We start from the raw sequence: 17,564 nt of genomic DNA, 5'->3' as shown, positions 1-17,564 counted from the left end.
AGCCAGCCGCGGCTTCCGCTACCTCTTGAGCGCCTCCGCGATCTCCAGGGCGGCCTGCGTGGGCGTGAGGTGCGTGGTGTCGACGACCTCGGCCTCGCTGTGCAGCCAGGTGCGGGCCGCCTCGGCGTAGGGCTCGAGGTACTCGAGCCGGAAGGCGGACGGGCCGAGGACGGTGTCTTTCTCGATACGTCCGCGGAGGGTGTCCTGGTCGGCGTGGAGGACGAAGTGCCGCACCGGGATGCCGTGGTCGGCGAGGCCCGCGCTGATCTCGCGCCAGTACTGCTCGACCAGGACCGTCATGGGCATCACCAGGGTGCCCCCCGTGTAGTCGAGCACGTGGCGTGCTGTCTCGACGACGAGCGGCCGCCACGGCGGCCAGTGCTGGAAGTTGCCCGTCCAGGGCAGCCCCGGGGTGATGTCCATGAGTGTCTCGCCGACCTTCTCGGCGTCGAACACCCGTGAATCCGGGATCAGCCCCTGCACGAGTGCACTGGTCGTCGTCTTGCCCGCGCCGTGGGTACCGTTGAGCCATACGATCATGAGGTCCGACGCTAGTGCGGTGCGGGCCGCAGGACGGTGCCGATCACGTCACGGAACGGGAACGGCGCAGGACCGGCACCGGGTTCTCCGATGGTGGGGGCCTACCGGGTTACTCCGATGGTGGGGGCCTGGCGAACAAATTCCGGATCACCTGGGTGAGCGGCCCGCACCCGTGGTACTCGCACCATGCGGACCACCCGGTCCGCAGGTCCACGCGCGGCACGAGCGGCACGTGGGCCACGTGCGGTACGACAAGGAGGACAGATGGCTCGGCAGGTACGGGACGTCATGACCGGCCACCCCACCGCGGTGGAGCCCGACACCCCGGTGCACCAAGTCGCCACGGCGATGCGCGACGAGGGCATCGGCGCGGTCCTGGTGACCGAGGACGGCAGGCTGCGGGGCCTGGTCACCGACCGGGACCTGACCGTGCGCATCCTCGCCGACGGCGGCGACGTGTCCCGCCGTACGGTGGTGGAGGCCTGTAGTGGTGAACCGGTCACCGTCGCCCCCGACGACCACGTCGACGAGGCGCTGCGCCTCATGCGGGCCAAGGCGCTGCGGCGGCTGCCGGTCGTGGACAACGGGAAACCGGTCGGGATCGTCGCCCTGGGAGATCTGGCGGTCGAACGCGATCCCGAGTCCGCTCTCGGCCGGATCAGCGCCGCCGACCCCAACGACTGAGACATCCGGCGATGTGACGCCGGGTGGGCCCGCTCACGCCCCCGGGCGTTTGCCCGTGTCCTTGAGGAAGTCGAAGGCGAGCCCGCTCGAACCCTCCCCACGGCCCGTGCCGCGCCGGGCGCTGAGCCAGACCGAGACCCGGCCGTCGCGCCAGCGCGTGCGGTTGTAGGCGACGTCGACGCGGGTGCCGGTCAGGGGGACCTCCTCCTCGTGCACGTAATACTGCTGATCGTCGTCCAGGCCCTCGCGGAGCAGCGCGGTGCGCGGCAGGACCGGCTCGCCGTCGATGACGCTCGGCATGGCGGCGCGCTGGAGCCGGACCGCCCGCTGCTTGGGCGGTACGTGCACGGGGATGAACGGGATCCAGTGCTCAGGCACGGAGTTCATGGCCCGGTACGCCACCGCCGCCACGGGATCGGCCGGTGGGGTGGGCGGATGCAGGCGCAGCAGATGGGCGCGCGCCTCGGCGGAGATCTCCCCGCCGCGCCGGGAGTCGCCCGTCGCCGTCCGCACGGTCTCCTCGACGCCCCACACCATGTTGGCGCTCTCGTCGCGCAGGAGGGCGACCTCCTCGAGTACCGGTCCGACCGCGACCTTGGGGACGCTCGGTGGCAGGAGCAGACCGGTGTCCGCGGGGACGTCGTCCTCGCCGATGGTGTCGAGCGTGAACATGGACCAGCGCTGCCAGTCCTGGTCGCTGCCCGTCCCGGCCGGAGCGATCCACTGCTTCTCGCCGAACACATCCGTGATCACCAGGCCGCGGATCGTGGCGAACGTCCCGGCGGGCAGGTCGCACGGCAGTTGGTACCAGTCGTTGCTGTAGACCAGCGCGAACTCCAGGAAGACGAGGCGGGCCAGGTCGGTGCTGTCGGGCGAGACCGCGGCGAAGTTGGTCCGGCCGTCCTCCACCGCCCACCACCGCGCGAGCGGCATCCCCGAGAACCGCACCGGCGCCGGGAAGACCGTCCGGTGGAAGGCGGCCGCCGTGGGTGCGGTGCCGCCGACGACGGTGTCCGGGTCCAGGGAGAACGCGTGCCAGTCCAGGGTGCCCCCGGGGTACTCCTGCGCGGTGAGCACCTTCTCACCCGCCCCCGGCACGGCGGCCGCCACCGAGAAGCGGTGTTCGAGCCGGGCCGGGTCCCAGGCTGAGTTGACCACGTGCTGCTCCTCGCCCTGGGACGGCTGCTCGATGAACTGCCGGTCGAACCAGATGACAAGGCGGGCCGCGAGCGGGACCAAGGCGTCACGCTGCGCTCCCACGAGGTCCGGGATGCCCTCGTGGGCGGGCCTGCCCTCCTTGAGGTGGCGGTAGAACTCGTACCCGTCCATACGGCGGCCCGCCACCGCCTGCATCGCCGCCCACACCTCGGGGTGCGCCACACGCGGGGTGTCGGCGTCCGCCTCGGGGTCGGGCAGCGCGATCGGCCAGCGGTCGACGAATTTCCGCCGCACGAGCACACCGAGCAGATGGTCGGTGTCGAGCAGCTTCAGCCAGCGGCGGCCGATGGCGAGCCGCAGGTCGAAGGAGATCCGGTCGTCGCCCAGCGCGAAGGGCAGGACGCGCCGCTCGGCGACCGCCTCCAGGGGCCGGTCGCCCGGCAGGGGTTCGGCGAAGCCCCCGGCGGGGCGGAACCGGCTCGGGGTGGTGGCGTCGACGGAGTAGGCCGCGGTGACCGGTGAGCCGGCGTCGGTGCCGCGGAACTCGCCGAGCTGCCACTGCCGTGTGAGCATCCACAGCGCGTCGCGCACCTCCACCCGCAGCGCCCGCGCGAAGTCGGTGGTGCGGGGCCGTCCTTCGAGGCGGTTCCACAGACCCACCGTCGGCGCCTCGCGGCCGTCGAGGGCCGCACGGAGGTTCTCGATGCGCGGCTCAGTCATGGGCCTCGGCCTTCCAGCGCAGATTGGACACGGCCAGGTCGGTGGAGAGGGTGATGGGCTGCCGTGTCGCGGAGAGCACCGTCGCCGGGAGGAGGTGCGCGTACGCCGTGTCGTCGAGGTGTCCCGGTTCCACGGCGCGGAGCCTGGCGAGGTCGTACGTCTCGTTGACGGCGGCGAGCAGGTCACCGGTGTCCCAGCCGCCGGGGCGTTTCACGGGCGGTACGACGAGGAGCAGGGCCTGCGGTGCCTCGGCGTCGGGTCCGTCGTAGTGCACGGCGATGCCGGTGGTCTCGCGCTCGGCGGGGATCACCTCGGTCCACTCGTCGAGGAGCAGCCCGCACCGCTGGGCGGACAGGGGCAGCGGCCCGTCGGCGTAGTGCGCGGTGAAGAGCAGCTTGTCCTCGTCGATCTCGGTCCCGCGCCGGAACTCCATGGCCAGCCAGGCGTCGTCCCTGCGGTACGGGAACTGTACGGGGGTGAGCTGGGGCTCCTCCCAGTCGGTGAGTACGCCGAAGGGGCTGCCGGAACTCTGCAGCGCGTCGCCGAGGTGAATCGCCTTCTCCCACAGCCGCGGCTTGTCCCGTACCCGGGCGACGCCGTGCACCCAGTCGTCCACCGGAAAGTCCCGGTCGAAGTCCGCGGTGAGGTGCCGGACCAGGCGGGCACTGTCGTCGCGGGCCTTCTTCCACTCGGCGGCCAGTGCCGTCGACGCCGTGAACTCCGGCACCACGAGCACGTCGTCGCCGAGCATCGCCGTGAGCGCGTCCCGGGCGCACTGCACCCGGTCGGGCCCGGTGACCGCCGAGTCGTACGAAGTCAGCGCGGCATCGGCGTGCTGCACGCGGCAGGCGATGTCGGTGTCCAGTGACGTGGCCCGGGTGAGCAGTTCACGGCCCTGGACGACGACGCGGTCCTCGAACGGGGCCGGGTCGAGACCGAGGGCGTCGAATGCGCTCAGCGGCAGCAGCGCGCGGACCTGGGCGAGCAGCCCGCTGAGCGTGGCACGCCCGGTGTCCGCCACTCCTTCGAGAGAACGCAGCCGGCTGTCGAACGACGAGTGGCGCTGCCCGACGGTGGCACGCAGCAGGGCGGGGTGCTGCGGCCGGGGACTTGTCGGCGCGGTGGTGAGCAGCCGTTCGGCCTGTTCGAGCAGGGTGAAGCGCTCTTCGTCCGGGGCGGAGTGCGGCAGTGCGTCATGGCGGCCGATGAACCCCTCGGCCTCGACGAGTGCGCGCCGCATCCGGGCCGCGGTCTCGGCGACGGCGGCGAGCACATCGGTGAACACCGCGCGCCGCCACTGGGTCAGCTCGCCCCATCCGCTGCGGAGCATGCCGAAGGCGCCCGCCCTGGTGACAAGACCGGCGTACGCGGTGAGGAAGGCGTCGATCCTGTCGAGCACGTCGGCGCGGCGGGGCGGCGCGGGCTCGGGCGGGTAGAGCGGAGCGAGGTCCTCCAGGAAGGCGGCGACATCCTCGCCGAGCTCGCTCAGTGTGTCCCGTACGGCGAGCGGCCGGTCCTTGGCGATCGTCACGGCCTCGTCGGCGCGGCGGTCCACGGCCGTGCCGCCCGCGGCCGGCACGAGGTCGGTGGGACGCAGCGGCCGTGACGTGGTCAGGAGCGTGCGCAGGGCGTCGACCAGCGGCGACAGCTCGAAGAAGGTGACCTTGTCGTCGACGCGTACGGTGTAACGGATGGTCAGCTCGGCGTCCGGGCGCGGCTGGTCCCGGTCCACGACCACGCCCACGATCCGGTCGTCGAGGTCGCTCATCGCGGCCTCACCCGCCGGGCGCAGCGCCCACAGCAGATCGATGGACGAGAGGTCGGCGTCGCGCTGGCTGACGACCCGCTCCCGCGGCCGCTTGCTGACCGGGTCGGTCCAGGTGACGAGGGCGACCACGTCCTGCGCGGCGGGCAGCAGCGCGGGCAGCCAGTCCTCGACGGCGGGCTCGGCCCGGGCGCGGGGGCTGTCGGTGAGCCCGGGGTTCAGGCCGGGGGAGAGGCTCAGGGCGAACCGGTGGGTGAGCGTGGTGCCGCCGCGCGGGGTCTGCACCACCGCGGGGTCGGGCGGGAACCCCTCCTTGGCGTACGCGTCCAGGGTGGCCGAGGCGCGCTCGGGGTTGCCGAGGAGCGCCTGGTGGGTGCCTTCGGCGACGGCCAGGTCACCGAGGGCGTCGTGGAGGGCGAGGAGCTTCCTCAGCTCCTCGTTCATGGCGTTCGCCTCGTCCACGGTCGCGGCGGGCATGTTCCGTGCGCCGAACGGCCAGGTGGCGGCCATGGGCGGGCGGGTGGCGCGGCGCACGAGGGCGAGGCCGTCGACGACGTTGCGGGCCTCCACCACGTCCTCGGTGCCGTCCGGCTCCTCCAGGACGTGCGACAGCTTCCGCGCCCGCAGCGGGAACGCGGCCCGCAGGGCGGGAAGGAACTTGTCCAGCTCGACGTCGGGATACCGGGGGTGCCCCTCGTGCAGCCCCCGCTCGAACCGGTAGCCGAGCAGCGCGCCCAGCGACTGGCCCTGGCGCAGCCCGTCGAGCAGGGACAGCGCCGCCCGCACCCGCTCGGAGCTGAGGTTGACCGCGAAGGCGTCCGGGTCGCGCCGGGACCCGTTGGCGAGGTACCCGGCGCGCAGCACTGCGGCCGTGCGGGCGTGGGCCGGGGACGGCGTGTGGATGTAGCCGCCGTTGCTCGTCTCGTGCGGGACGGTAGGGGTGTCAAGGACCTTCGTCAGCTCGGCGCCGAGGCGGACTTCGGTGGCGGGGCGGCGCCGGGGGCGGACCTGTTCGAGCCAGCCGTACGCCCCGATGTGGACGCCCTGCTTGGGCGGAGCGGTGCCGTCGGCGCCGTAACGGAGTTGGGAGAGCCTTTCGTTGGCGAGCCCGAGGCGCCAGGCGTCGAGGCGGTAGGTCGCGCAGTCCAGGTGCTCGGCGACGAGCCGTTCGAGGCGGGCGGTCGGCAGCTCCGCGAGGTGCGCGACGGCGTCGAGCTGCTCCTTGAGGCGGGCGGTGGCGGGGCTGGAGTCCAGGACGGCCGGGATGTGCTGGTGCAGCAGGAAGGACGGGTCGGGGTTGTGCGTGAGCTCGGGGTCGGGGGCGTACAACTGCCGGTAGCGGCTCTCGCTGGGCGGCGGGTGCGGCTCGCCGGCGCGCTGGGTGCGTACGTGGATGAAGAGCGGGTCGGCGGGTGACGGTACGGGCCTGCCCGCCGCCGCGGCGAGCCGGTGCCCGGCCTCCTCCCAGTTGAGCAGCACCGCGTGCCGCAGCAGCAGATACAGCAGCGCGGCGGGCGCACGGCCCCCGTCGAACCCGTTCTCCAGGCGTACGGTGTCCAGGTTCCGGCGGCCGTGCCGCTCCAGCCAGCGCAGGTAGTTCCACGATTCGGGAGCCGCCGTGTACGCGCGCACGGGCTCGGTCTCCGACAGCGGCCGGTCGTCCACCAGCGGGCCGAGCAGCGGGTGCTGCGCGCCGGTGAACAGGCGCCTGACCAGGTCGGGATCGGGGACCGCGGGCGGGGCGGCCGGGTAGCCGAGGCGGGCGAGGAGCGCGCGGATCGGCTGCGGCATGCGCAACTGCTCCTCAAGGGCGGCGAGGACGGCGGGCCCGGTGGCGCCGAGATTCTCCCGGTTGTAGATGTCCGGCACGCTCCGGGCGTACCGCTGGTGGTACTCGGCGGACGTCGGATGCAGGGCGAGGATGTCCAGGAGCCGCTGGTGGGGGTCGTGTCCCGGGGGAGCTTCAGCGGGCGGCAGCACGTGTGCGACCTTGGCGGCGGCCTCGCGCCAGTCCTCCTGGACGGCGTCGAGCACCTTGGCGAGGGCGCGCCGGTGCGTGGCGTTCTCGGGCCAGGTCAGACGGGAGAAGGCGGTGGTGGGCAGGACACCGTACGGCTGGCGGCCGATCCGCACGGCGGGCACCGGGCCCCGCCCCGACACGTGGCGCAGGAAGAACTCCCGGATCTGCTCGACGGCTTGCGGGGTGAGGACGGGGTGGAGGGTGGTGGCCAGGTAACTGCCCCAGGTGGCGGGCCACAGGGCGGTGTCGGCGGCGCGCGCGTCGCTCTGGTCGGTGCCGTCCGCGTGCGGCATGCCGGTGAGCACGCCCGGGTCGAGGCCGAGGAGTTCGGCGAACCACTGGCCGTCGGACTTGGCCGTCCAGTCCCCGGCCGCGGCCAGGGAGCGGGCCGCCGAGCGGGCGCGCAGCGCGGCGGCGGCCTCTTCGCGGGGGGCGGTGCCCGCGGGGGCCTGCGCGGTGTTGTTGGTGGGGGTGCCCTGCGGCAGCAGGGCGTAGCCGGAAGGACTGTGGAGCTGACGGGTGATCAGCTTGCCGAGTTCGCGGGCGGTGTCCGTGGCCTGCGGGGTGCGTTCGCGCAGGCCGATGACCACGAGCCGGTCGAAGCCGTCGTGGGCGGGCCCGGTGCGCGGGATCCGCAGGCCCATTCCGATCCGGACGGCTTCCCCGAACTCGGTGAGCCACTTCAGGTCGGCGGGGACGGTGAGTTCACCGGTGTCCTCGTCGAGGCGCAGCCTGTCGTTCGAGCTCGGGTCGGGGCTGACGGCGAGGCGCTCGGGGACGGGCTCTCCGGTGACGGTCAGGACCTGCTCGCTGCCGTGGTAGCCGACGACCGTGAACCGGTCGGGCAGCAGGTGCGCGACGGCAGGGGTGGTCCATGAGTCGGGGGTCGTCCGGGCGGGTGCGGGCAGGACGAGCACGGCCACCAGGACAGCGTCCGACTCGCTGTCGGCGGCGTTCTCGACGCCGACCGGCGTGCGGGCGCGGATGGCGCGGGCGCGTGCGGCCCCCACGGCGGCGAGGAGCGCCGCCTCGGCGGCACGCAGCTTCGCCGGGTCGCCGTGGGCGCGCCAGACCGCGCTCCAGTGGACGACGGTGGGCTGGACGTCGGCGGGCGGCAGCGCGGTGGGCGTGACGACGATGAGGACGGTGGTGGTGTCGGGCACACCCGTGGGTCTGTCGGCTTGGTTGGCCGGCCGGTGCTGGTCCGCCAGCCACACCGCGCGGCCCGCGGGGACACGGGCGGTGAACTCCTGCCAGGCCGCCTGCTCGGCAACCGCGCGGCCACCCGCCCGCCACAGCCCCGCCCAGTAGGCGCGCAGGGCGTCGAACTCGGCCTGGCTGGGCAGCGGTTCGAACTTGTCGATGGACCACTCGTCGGGAAAGATCCGCACAAGGAGCTCGGTCTCGGTGAAGCGGGTCTCCACCCTGACCGGCCCGAGGAGCACCGGGTACTCGTCACTCAGGGGCATCGTGCAGCATCTCCTGTGCGTGGGCGGCGATCAGGACCGGGGCCTGGAAGAGCATGTAGGCGACGTCGGCGGAGCTGAGCCTGTGGTCCCACAGGGGCAGGGCGATGTCCTCACGGCGCTGCACCTCCTTCTCCGGGTCGTCCTCCGAGCCGTCGAAGGGCACGAGCGGCACCTGGATCGCCGGATCGAGTTCGAGGAAGCGCCCGCGCGGGGCGATGTCCTTCCACGACAGGTCGTTCCACACCTCGACGGCCGTGCCTTCGCCGTCGTCGGCGCCGAAGCGGGGATCGCCGGGGCGCTCCTTGATGACGAAGAACCAGCCGGGTTCGGTGGGGATGTGGCCCCGCGCCGCCTCCTTGGTCAGGTCGAAGCCGAGCAGGGTGATGTCCGGTTCGACCTTCGCTTCGTACAGGGGCAGCTTGACCAGGTGGGCGGGCGGGTGCTCCTCGTCGGCGACGCGGGCGAGGACCCGCTCGCGCTCGGGGTGCGGGGTGCCGTCGTCGTCGCGGGCCCAGTCGGCCTTGTGGGCGTAGACGACGGCCGTGGGGTACTTCTTCAGGAGCTCGCCGCGGATGACCAGGACGAGTTCCTCCTGCTGTTCGCCGCCCCGGTCGCGGTTGTCGTGCGCGCCCAGGGGCGAGTCGGCGGTCCAGGATGCGATCGGCGCGATGTCGTACAGCCGCTCCTGCCGCTCCGCGGCGCTCTCGCCGGGCAGCGACAGCGCGGGGCGGGGGTCCCAGAACTGCCGGAAGGGCGTGCCGTGCTGGTCGGTCGGGTACTCGCGCCACAGCAGTTCCCGGCCGAGCTCGTGGTTGAGGCCGGTCATGAAGGCCTCGATGAACTCCTGGTCGCTCTCCAGGAGCGTGATGCTGTCGGGCGGCACCAGATGGAGGTTGGGAACGAAGGTGTCCACCGAGATGTCGATCAGGGACTGGAACATCGGCAGGTCGATGACCGGGTGGGCCATCGCCTCCAGGAACGCGTCCGCGAAGTGCGTGAGCCGCTCGGGCAGTCGTACGGAGGTCAGCAGCGAACGCGGCACTGTCGCGTCGGCCACAAGCCCCGCGAGGGCCTCGCCGGTGGCGCGGGGGACGTCCAGGCGCTCACGGGCGGGCGTCCGGCCGCCGACCGCGGCATCGTCGTAGGCCCGGTGGACGTCGCGCAGGGCCTCCTTGAAGCGCAGTGCTTCCTCACTGTCGGCGCCGCCCGTCGGCGGGACGACACCCTCGCCGGGCAGGCTGATGACGAAGGCGCTGCTGGTGGGCAGCCGCGAGACGGGGTCGTCCGGTTCCGTCACGGAGCCGTCCGGTTCCGGCGCCCGGCGCTGGTCCGCCGAAGACACCGGGGTGCCGGGCGCACTTCCGGCCGAGCCGTCCGCCGCACTTCCGGCCGCGGTGCCCGCAGCAGGGGCGCCGGCGCGCGCCCCTGGCCCCGGCGGGCGCAGGACGCCATCGAGTTCCTCCGGTGTGACCACGGCGGCCGGTACGGCCTTGGCCGGGGCGGCGGTGACCGGCCCCGTCGGCAGGTCCATCTTGGTCAGCAGGGCGTCCAGGACGGGCGCGCCGGCGGGCACGGCCTGGGTGAGCCGGGCGCCGGGCCGGGTGATGCGCCGCATCTCGGGCGAGAGCGGCGCCGAGGCCATCGTGCTCCCGGCGACCTGGAACCCGACGGCGTCGCCCGCCCCGTCGAAAGCCCCGCGCAGCGCACCGCCCCGCGCGGTGGCGGTCACCCGGGACAGGGCGGGCGCGGTCAGCCGCAGTGAGCGGGCCGGGCGCGTCCCGTCGTCGGCCAGGACCCCGGGCGCCGACGGCGGATCCAGGTGCTTGTGGTGGAGCACATGCCCGACCTCGCGGGCCAACTGGGCGGCGCGGATGCGGTTGTTGGCGTCGATCACATCGCCGACCTGCTGCCAGGCGGCGGCCATGAACTCCTCCTGGCGCGTCTGGACGACCTGGGTGCCGAAGTTGGCCGCGACCCGGAAGCGGGGGTCGAGATTCAGGCGGTGCACCCAGTTCTGGTTCTCCGGGGCGGGCACCGGCGTCCCGTCGGCCCTGCGCAGGACCCGGGAGGTGCGCGCGTGCCACTTCCCGTACAGGGGTGGGGTGACGACCGGGACGGCGCGGCCCGCGAGGTAGTGCGCCTCGGGCGACCCGGCGAGGGTGGCCAGCTTCCGGTGCGCCTGGGCCGGGGGGGTCTCCAGATAGGCGTCGGCCAGATTGATCAGTGCGGCCAGGGCCTCCTGGAATTCGTGCGGATAGGTGGGCGGCGGATCGCTGGGCGGAGGGGGCGGCGGCGGGAACCGGGCATCCCAGTTGTCCCAGACATCCCTCTTGCGGCCGGGAACCTTCAGGGCTCCGCCGAGCCGCAGCACCCCGCCGAGCTGCGCGGGGGTGGTGATGCCCGGCAGGGCGGGGCCGGGTTCGTTGCGTACGTCGATGTCGCGTCGGCCCACCCTCAGGTCGGGCCTGCGCGGGCGCAGCAGCCGGACCAGGTGCTCGAAGTCGCCCGCGGGGCCGGTGCCGAAGAACCAGCGGTGGTAGTAGGGGAGTTGCCCGGCGGCGGGGCGCCCCGGGTACTCGGGGCCCCAGCTCGAGTGCAGTGCCCCCGCCTCGGGCCGGGCGGCGAGCATCGGGTCGAAGCCGAGACCGGCGAGCCGTCCGGTCTCGAAGGCGGGCACGAGGAACGCGTGGTACGGCTTGTCGGGCAGCAGCTTGCGGGGGCACATCAGGCGTGAGCAGGCGAGGTCGGGGTTGGCGCGCAGGACACCGCGAAGGGCGGCCAGGGCGCCGGGCAGCCGCTCGTTCTCGGACAGGACGGCGTCGTCGAGGGCGCCGTTGACGTGGACGTGGGCCCAGGCGCTCAGGTGCGCGGGGTCCGGCAGCGTCGCGGCCGGGTCGAGGACGGTGATGTAGGGCAGCGGCCGCCCGGGCAGCGTGCCGTCCTCGAACTCCGGTCTGCTGTCCTTGGCGGGCCCAGGGCCCTCCAGGACGATCAGGGCGAGCCAGGGCGGCAGCCGTCCGGTTTCCGGGTCCTGGCCCGCGGGGGAGTACCGCCAGGGCAGATCCTCGTCGTAGAACTCGATGTGGGCCAGGTAGTTGGGTTCGGCGTTGGTGACCCAGGGGCGGGGCTCGGTGCGGGAGACGGCCTTCGCGTCGATGCCGACGATGTCCCCGGGACCGTAGAGCTGGACGGGCCGGTCCACGGTGCGTTCGAGCCGCCGGGTGCCCTCGAGCGGGTCGCCCGCCACCAGCAGCTTGACGGAGATGGACGCGCGGGTCGCGGAGGTCCCCGGCCTACCGGTGATCTTCGTGGAGATGCCGGTGCGCAGCCACGGCAGGAACGAGTACGCGTTCGCGGTCACGAGACACCTTCCGCGGTGAAGATCTCGCTGGTGGCGGTGAGTTCGCTGCCCTGCGGATCGCCACCCGCGACGCCGGAGGCGACCACTCCGCCCGCGACAAGGACCTTGCCGGTCCCGAGCGGAGCTGCCGCGAACGCCCACCGGCCGGTGGCGAGGCCCGCGGCCGTGTCCCACTTCCGCGTCCCGTCGTCGTAGATCACCGCGCTCTGGTAGCCGGCGCCGTTGTCCTGGTCGGCGGTGCCGCCCACGACGAGGAACCGCCCCGAGCCGAGCGGGACCACCCGGTGCAGGCCCCGGCCGCCCGCAGCCGACGGGATCGGCGTCCAGGCTCCGGTCGACAGGTCGAATTTCTCGCCGGTGAGGGCGTGATACGCGTCGAAGGTGCCGTCTCCCGCGACACCGGGCGTCGCGCCGCCGATGACCAGGGCGGTGGTGTCGGAGACCAGGACGGCGCGGTGTCCGCTGCGGGGGCGCGGCAGGCTGCCGGTGGGCGTCCAGCGCTTCTGCTCCGGGCTGTAGAGCTCGCAGAAGGCGAGGGCCGCGGAGCCGTCGTCGGAGACCGGCGCGGACCCGCCTGCGACGAGGACCTGACCGCCCTTGATCCGCAGGGCGCAGTGGCCGGTGCGGGCGTCCGTCATCGGTGGGGCGTCCGACCAGGTCTCGGCCACCGGGTCGTAGATCTCCGCCGAGGCGAGCGCCCGCACCGAGCCGCCGGAGCGTGCGCCCGTGCCGCCCGTCACCAGGACGCGTTTGTCGGCGAGGAGGACCGCGCTGTGGCCGCTGCGCGCCTCACGCAGGTCCCCGACGGTCTTCCAGGCGGGGCCGGACGGGCCCGCGGGGTCGTACAGTTCGGTGGCCGTCAGCGGCGATGACAGCGGGCTCGCGCCGCTCGTGCCGCCGACGACGAGGACCTTGCCGCCGTCCAGCAGGGTCGCGGTGTGCAGCCTGCGCGGGAACGTCAGGGGCGGGCCCGCCGTCCACTTGCGGCCCGTGGGGTCGAAGACCGCGGTCCTGCCGGTCGCGGCCGAGGAGGCGTCCACGCCCGCCGTCAGCAGGACCTGTCCGCTCTTGAGGACGACGGCGCCGTCTTCCTGTCCGTGCCAGGCGGCTGCCGCGGGCAGGTCACCGGCCTTGGTCCACGCTCCGGTGGCCGCCACTGCGGGACTTGTCATCGCGTCGATCCCTTTCTTGGGTGCCCCTGGTCACGGGGTGAAGATCTCGGTGGCGGCGGTGCGGACGTCGGCGCCGTCGGGGGTCGCGGGGCCGGAGCGGACGACGCCGCCGCAGGCGAGGACACGGCCGTCGGCGAGCAGGGCGGCGGCGAAGGAGTGCCGTCCGGTGACGAGCGCGCCCGTGTGGCTCCAGGCGCCGGTGGTGGCGTCCCGTACGAGGGCGCCCCGGTACCCGGTGGTGGGGTGCGGGCTTCCGGCGCCGCCGAGGACCAGGACCCGGTCGTCCCGCAGCAGGACGGCCCGGTGCCCGGTCCTGCCGTCGGGCAGGGGTGCGGCGGGCTCCCAGTTGCTGGCGGGGGTGAAGCGTTCGGTGGCGGTGAGGGCGCCGGCCGAGAAGCGGCCTGCGGCGGGAACGCCGGTCGGCTCGCCGCCGGTGACCAGGACGGAGCCGTCGGCGAGCAGTGTGGCCTCGTGACCGGCACGCGGTGTGGCGAGCGTCGGCGCCGCGCTCCAGAGGTCCCGGCCCGGGTCGTAGAACTCGCAGTACGCCAGCGGGGCGGGCGCGCCCCCCGTGGCCAGGGCCCCGGCGACGATCAGGACACGGCGGTCCCGCAGGACCACGGCCCGGTGGCCGTAGCGGGCGTCGGCCATCGGCGTGCGGGTCGCCGTCCAGGTGCTGTCCGCGGCTCCTGTGGGCACGGCGGCCCGCGGGTCGAGGAGTTCGGCCGACGCGAGCGCGTGCTCGCCATCGCCGCGGGCGCCGAGACCTCCGGTGACGAGCACCGTGCCGGTGGGCAGCAGGGTCGCGGTGTGCGAGTGGCGCGCGGTGACCAGGGACTTGGCGGCGGTCCAGGTGCCGGCGACCGGATCGTGGATCTCGGCGGACGCGAGCGGCCTGCCGTCCGCGCCCCGGCCCCCTGCCACCAGGACCCGGCCGTCGGGAAGGAGGGTGACGGTGTGCAGGGTGCGGGCCGTGGCCAGGTTCCGTACGGGCGTCCACACGGCCCGGACCGGGTCGAACACCTCGGTGGTGGCGAGGGCGGCCCCCGTGCTTCCGCTGCCTCCGGCGACGAGGATGCCGCCGCCCGCAAGGAGCACCGGGTCGATGTCGGCGCGCGGCGCGGACAGGGGCCCGCACGCCGTCCAGCCGCCCGGTGCGGGCAGCGGCCCCGCGGCGTCCGACTCCGGGATGACGTGGAGCCTCCCGGCCAGGCGCGGGTCCGCCTCCACCCAGTAGGCGAGCGCGTCCTCGGCGGTGGCGCGGCTGCGGAAGGTGGTCGTGCCCTGCGTGGTGCCCGCGGTGGGCGCGAACGCCTGCAGGTTGTTGCGCACCTGCGCCACGACGAACCGCTGCCCCGTGATCTGTACGGTGTCCTCGGCCGCGAAGGGCTGCTTGGCGCGCGCCTGTCGCTGCGAGAGCGGGGAGCGGCTGGTGCTGCTGCCATCGAGCAGACGGCGGAAGACTGCGGTGCCGACGTCCTGGAAGCGGCGGGGGCCGCTCGCCGGGGTGGCGGGAGTGGCCGCGAGGGCCGCAGGGGTGCCGTCGTCGGTGGGGCGGTTGTCGATGATGTGCAGCTCGTAGCGGGCGCTGCGGCGCACGGCCCGTACCGAGACGAACGCGCCCTTGTCCGCGGTCAGTTCGAGCCCGGCGTCCTGGTCCTCGTAGGCGGGCTTGGACAGCTTGGCCGCGTCGTCCATGTCCTGGAACTGGGCCATGGCGAACTTCTCGTCGGGCGTGGAGAGCTTGACGAGCCCGCTGTCGCGGTGCGGTTCGACGGTCAGGCGTCTGGTGTCGCTGGGGCGCTGCGCGCCGACGCGGTCGATCCGCACGCCGAGGGGCAGCGAGCGCTGGCGCACGAACAGGGTGCCGAGGGGGTGCAGGACGAGATCGGTGCCGGGAGGCGTGCGCAGGGTCACCAGCGGGTCGGCGCCGCCGGTGGGCAGCCGGGTCTGCCAGCCCTCGGTCTTGCCGAGTTCGCGTTCGAGGATGGGCAGGACCTCGACCGGGGGGAGCGTGGTGTGGTGCTCCTCGCCCCAGGTGATGTCGAAGTCGGCGGAGATCTCGAAGAACAGCAGCGAGATCGAGCCCCGCCCGTGCGCCCGCCAGGGGGAGGGCCCTTCGAGCTGGAAACGCAGGTCGATGCTGAACAGGCCGACGCCGAACGCCTTGAGGCTGACGCCCGCCGAGATGCTGATGACGAACGCGAACGGCGAGAACCGGAACAGGGCGTCGAAGGCGAGGTGCCCCTCGATGCCGAAGCCCGCGAACATCAGCCGCAGTTCCGCGCGGGCACCGAACTGGACGGTGTTGCTGGTGACGGCGAAGTAGCCGGACACGCGGATGAGTCGCCCGGGGCTGTTGAGGATGTCGATCGACAGCCGGTCGGGTACGGGGAAAGGCAGCGGCGGCGGAGTGAAGGCGGGGTGGAAGCCGCCGACCGTGAGCACCAGGTCGGGGTTGTCACCCCAGGCGACAAGGAGCCCCATGCCGCCGTCGAGCGTCATGGTGAGGATGCGGGAGTCGAAGAGCTCCGCGTAGAACCACACGCGTGACTTGTCGAACTCGAACGCGCCGATGAAGTTGACCTGCAGGAGCAGCAGAGGCAGCTCCTTGTTGGGCAGGGCGCAGATCAGCACCCCGAGCACGGCGATGTTGCCGGGGATCTCGATGATGACGCCGAGGGAGACGGTGATGAGCGCGGGCGTGCCCCAGCCGATCTTCGCCATCGGCCCGATGAGGAACGTGCCGTCCTCGGGAGGGAAGAAGGCCCGCAGATCGCTCAGGATGCGGGGAGCGTTCGCGACCACGTCGTCGGGGAACATGACCGACTCCACGCGCCCGGTGCGCACCCCCTCCGCGAGCGCGGTGAGGTTCATGGAGCGGTTGAGGCCGATCAGACCGCCGACGGCAAGGAGCGTGAAGCCGTAGCCGAGCTGGATGCCGGTGCCGAACTCGGTGGTGATGACGATGAGCAGCGAGAAGCCGTCCGGCTTGTCGGGCAGCCGGGTACTGATGAGGCCGATGGCCTTGAGCTCGACGAGACCCGCGAACTCCAGCTCCAGGGCACCGGCGTACTCACCCCGCTCGGGGTCGGCGTACAGATAGCCGCCGCCGGAGATCACACCCGCGTCGACGGAGAGTCCGACCCCGCTCGGCGGCTTGAAGGCGAAGCCGAGGTCGAGGGGGCCGAGGTTGCCGCCGCCGTCGTCGCGGAAGCGGGCGGTGGCGATGACGCCGACCCGGTCGACGGTGGCCTTGACCGGGCCGAGCTCGGTGGTGAAGGCGCCGGAGACCTCCAGGGGCAGCGCGCCGCCCTCGCGCAGGCCGGCGCTGAGGTAGAGCGTGGTGATCTCGACGGGGCCGAGTTCGAGGTGCACGGGCAGCGCCAGGTCGAGGGAACCGCTGCCCTGGAGTTGCAGACCCGTCGAGGGCGCCCACAGGGCGCGCAGCGCGAAAGCCGACTCGATCTTCACGCCGCCGGTGATGGTGGAGATGAATCCGTCGCCCGACGAGAGGTCGATGAGCAGGTGCCCGCCGTCGATCTCGATCCGGGCGGACGGTTCCACGGTGGTGCTGCCGCCGGGGCCCGCCTGCGCGCTCAGGCCGAGCGCGGCGGCGAACCGCCCGATCTCAAGCCGGGAGCCCTTGGTCTGCCCGAGCAGCAGCATCGGCCTGCCGTCCGCCCGCCGGGCCTCAAGACCGGCCGACGCGCTCAGGAACAGGGGCGCGCCGGGCCGCAGTTCGACGGTGAGGGGCGGTACGAGGCGCGCCTCCACGCCGGGGGAGAGCCGGGCCTCGGCGTCGAACGTGAACGTCCACAGCGAGCCGAGCGCCACGGTACGGGTGAGCTTCTCGCCCGCCAGCACGTCGAGCAGGCCGCTGAGCGCGGGTCCCGACGGGCCTTGCAGGACGCTCAGCCGCGCCAGATAGAGATCCAGGGTGGGCGGCGTGCCGGGCGGTGCCTTCGGTGGTCCTGTGTAGTGGAAGGTGCGTCCGTGCTTGATGAGGTGCTCCGCGACGACGCGGAACAGCTTGGTGCCGTCGAAGGCCGGGGAGCCGAAGTCGAAGACCTCGCGCAGCAGTTCACCCGGGTCGGTGAAGACGGTCAGGAGCCGGTCGAAGTGCAGGATCCGCCTGCGTACCGGCAGGACCGTGGGGTCCTGCGGGTCGATCATCGGAGGCAGGTCGTCGATGATGCCGATGAGGGTGAGCGCCTCGACCACGGCACCGCTCCTGCCCTCCAGATAGGTGATGAGGCTGTGGTCGAGCAGGCGTTTGGGCAACTGCTTCACTTCGGTGCGCAGCCGCGCCCGCTGGGCGTCGGTGAGGCCGCCCGAGCCGGTGACCGCCGCGTCGAGTGCGGGCTCCAGGGCGGAGATCGCGGAGAGTACTTCTTGGAGCGCGCCCAGCAGGGCGGTGCCCTCCTGGACGATGAGGACGGGCTTGTCGTTACGGATGGCGTCGCTCAGGCGTACGACGATTGCCGGGAGGCCTCCTGCCTGGAGGGCGAGGCGCCCGGCAGCCTCCGCCGCCGGGCCGAAGCCGCCCGGCAGCCAGAAGCCGAGCTCTTCGAAGAAGTCGTCCCTGCGCGCGGGCTCCAGACGCTGTGCCAGCGGGGTCAGGGCCTGCGCGATCTCCCGGGCGACGAGTTCCACCGTGCCGGCTGCGGCCATG

General features: G+C 73.3%; 7 protein-coding genes. 1 reads left to right on the top strand and 6 read right to left on the bottom strand.

What is annotated here, in order from left to right; all coding sequences use genetic code 11:
- Positions 1–18: 18 nt before the first annotated feature.
- A complete protein-coding gene (locus IG78_RS0104855; RefSeq protein ID WP_030559962.1) occupies positions 19–540 on the bottom strand; it encodes a P-loop nucleotide/nucleoside kinase family protein in 522 nt (173 codons plus the stop codon).
- 264 nt (positions 541–804) lie between these two features.
- On the opposite strand from IG78_RS0104855, the gene IG78_RS0104850 reads away from it, so the two are divergent.
- The gene (locus tag IG78_RS0104850) at positions 805–1,224 is read left to right on the top strand and encodes a CBS domain-containing protein (protein WP_030559961.1); all 420 of its coding nucleotides are present in this window, start codon (positions 805–807) and stop codon (positions 1,222–1,224) included.
- Positions 1,225–1,257: 33 nt separating this feature from the next.
- On the opposite strand, the gene IG78_RS0104845 is transcribed toward IG78_RS0104850, so the two are convergent.
- The 5 genes from IG78_RS0104845 to IG78_RS0104825 are packed head-to-tail and all read right to left on the bottom strand — an operon-like array spanning position 1,258 to position 17,563.
- Positions 1,258–3,102 carry a hypothetical protein gene (locus tag IG78_RS0104845; protein WP_030559960.1) on the bottom strand — a complete coding sequence of 615 codons (1,845 nt, stop codon included), beginning with the start codon at positions 3,100–3,102 and terminating at the stop codon, positions 1,258–1,260.
- Entirely contained in the window at positions 3,095–8,356 is a 5,262-nt protein-coding gene (locus IG78_RS0104840) for a hypothetical protein (protein ID WP_030559959.1), read from the bottom strand. The genes IG78_RS0104845 and IG78_RS0104840 overlap by 8 nt, the downstream gene beginning before the upstream one ends.
- Positions 8,343–11,717, bottom strand: coding sequence for a hypothetical protein (locus IG78_RS0104835; protein WP_030560063.1), 3,375 nt, complete (start codon positions 11,715–11,717; stop codon positions 8,343–8,345). Before IG78_RS0104835 ends, IG78_RS0104840 begins: the two co-directional genes overlap by 14 nt.
- Positions 11,714–12,889 carry a Kelch repeat-containing protein gene (locus IG78_RS0104830; RefSeq protein WP_030559957.1) on the bottom strand — a complete coding sequence of 392 codons (1,176 nt, stop codon included), beginning with the start codon at positions 12,887–12,889 and terminating at the stop codon, positions 11,714–11,716. The genes IG78_RS0104835 and IG78_RS0104830 overlap by 4 nt, the downstream gene beginning before the upstream one ends.
- A gap of 30 nt (positions 12,890–12,919) precedes the next feature.
- Positions 12,920–17,563: a DUF6603 domain-containing protein gene (locus tag IG78_RS0104825; RefSeq protein ID WP_030559956.1), complete on the bottom strand. Its 4,644-nt coding sequence runs from the start codon at positions 17,561–17,563 to the stop codon at positions 12,920–12,922.
- Position 17,564: the final 1 nt, after the last annotated feature.

It is taken from the genome of Streptomyces aureocirculatus (genome assembly GCF_000720475.1).
Classification (GTDB): Bacteria; Actinomycetota; Actinomycetes; order Streptomycetales; family Streptomycetaceae; genus Streptomyces; species Streptomyces aureocirculatus.
Note: the sequence above shows the minus strand (reverse complement) of the source record. Positions and strands in the feature narration are given on the sequence as shown.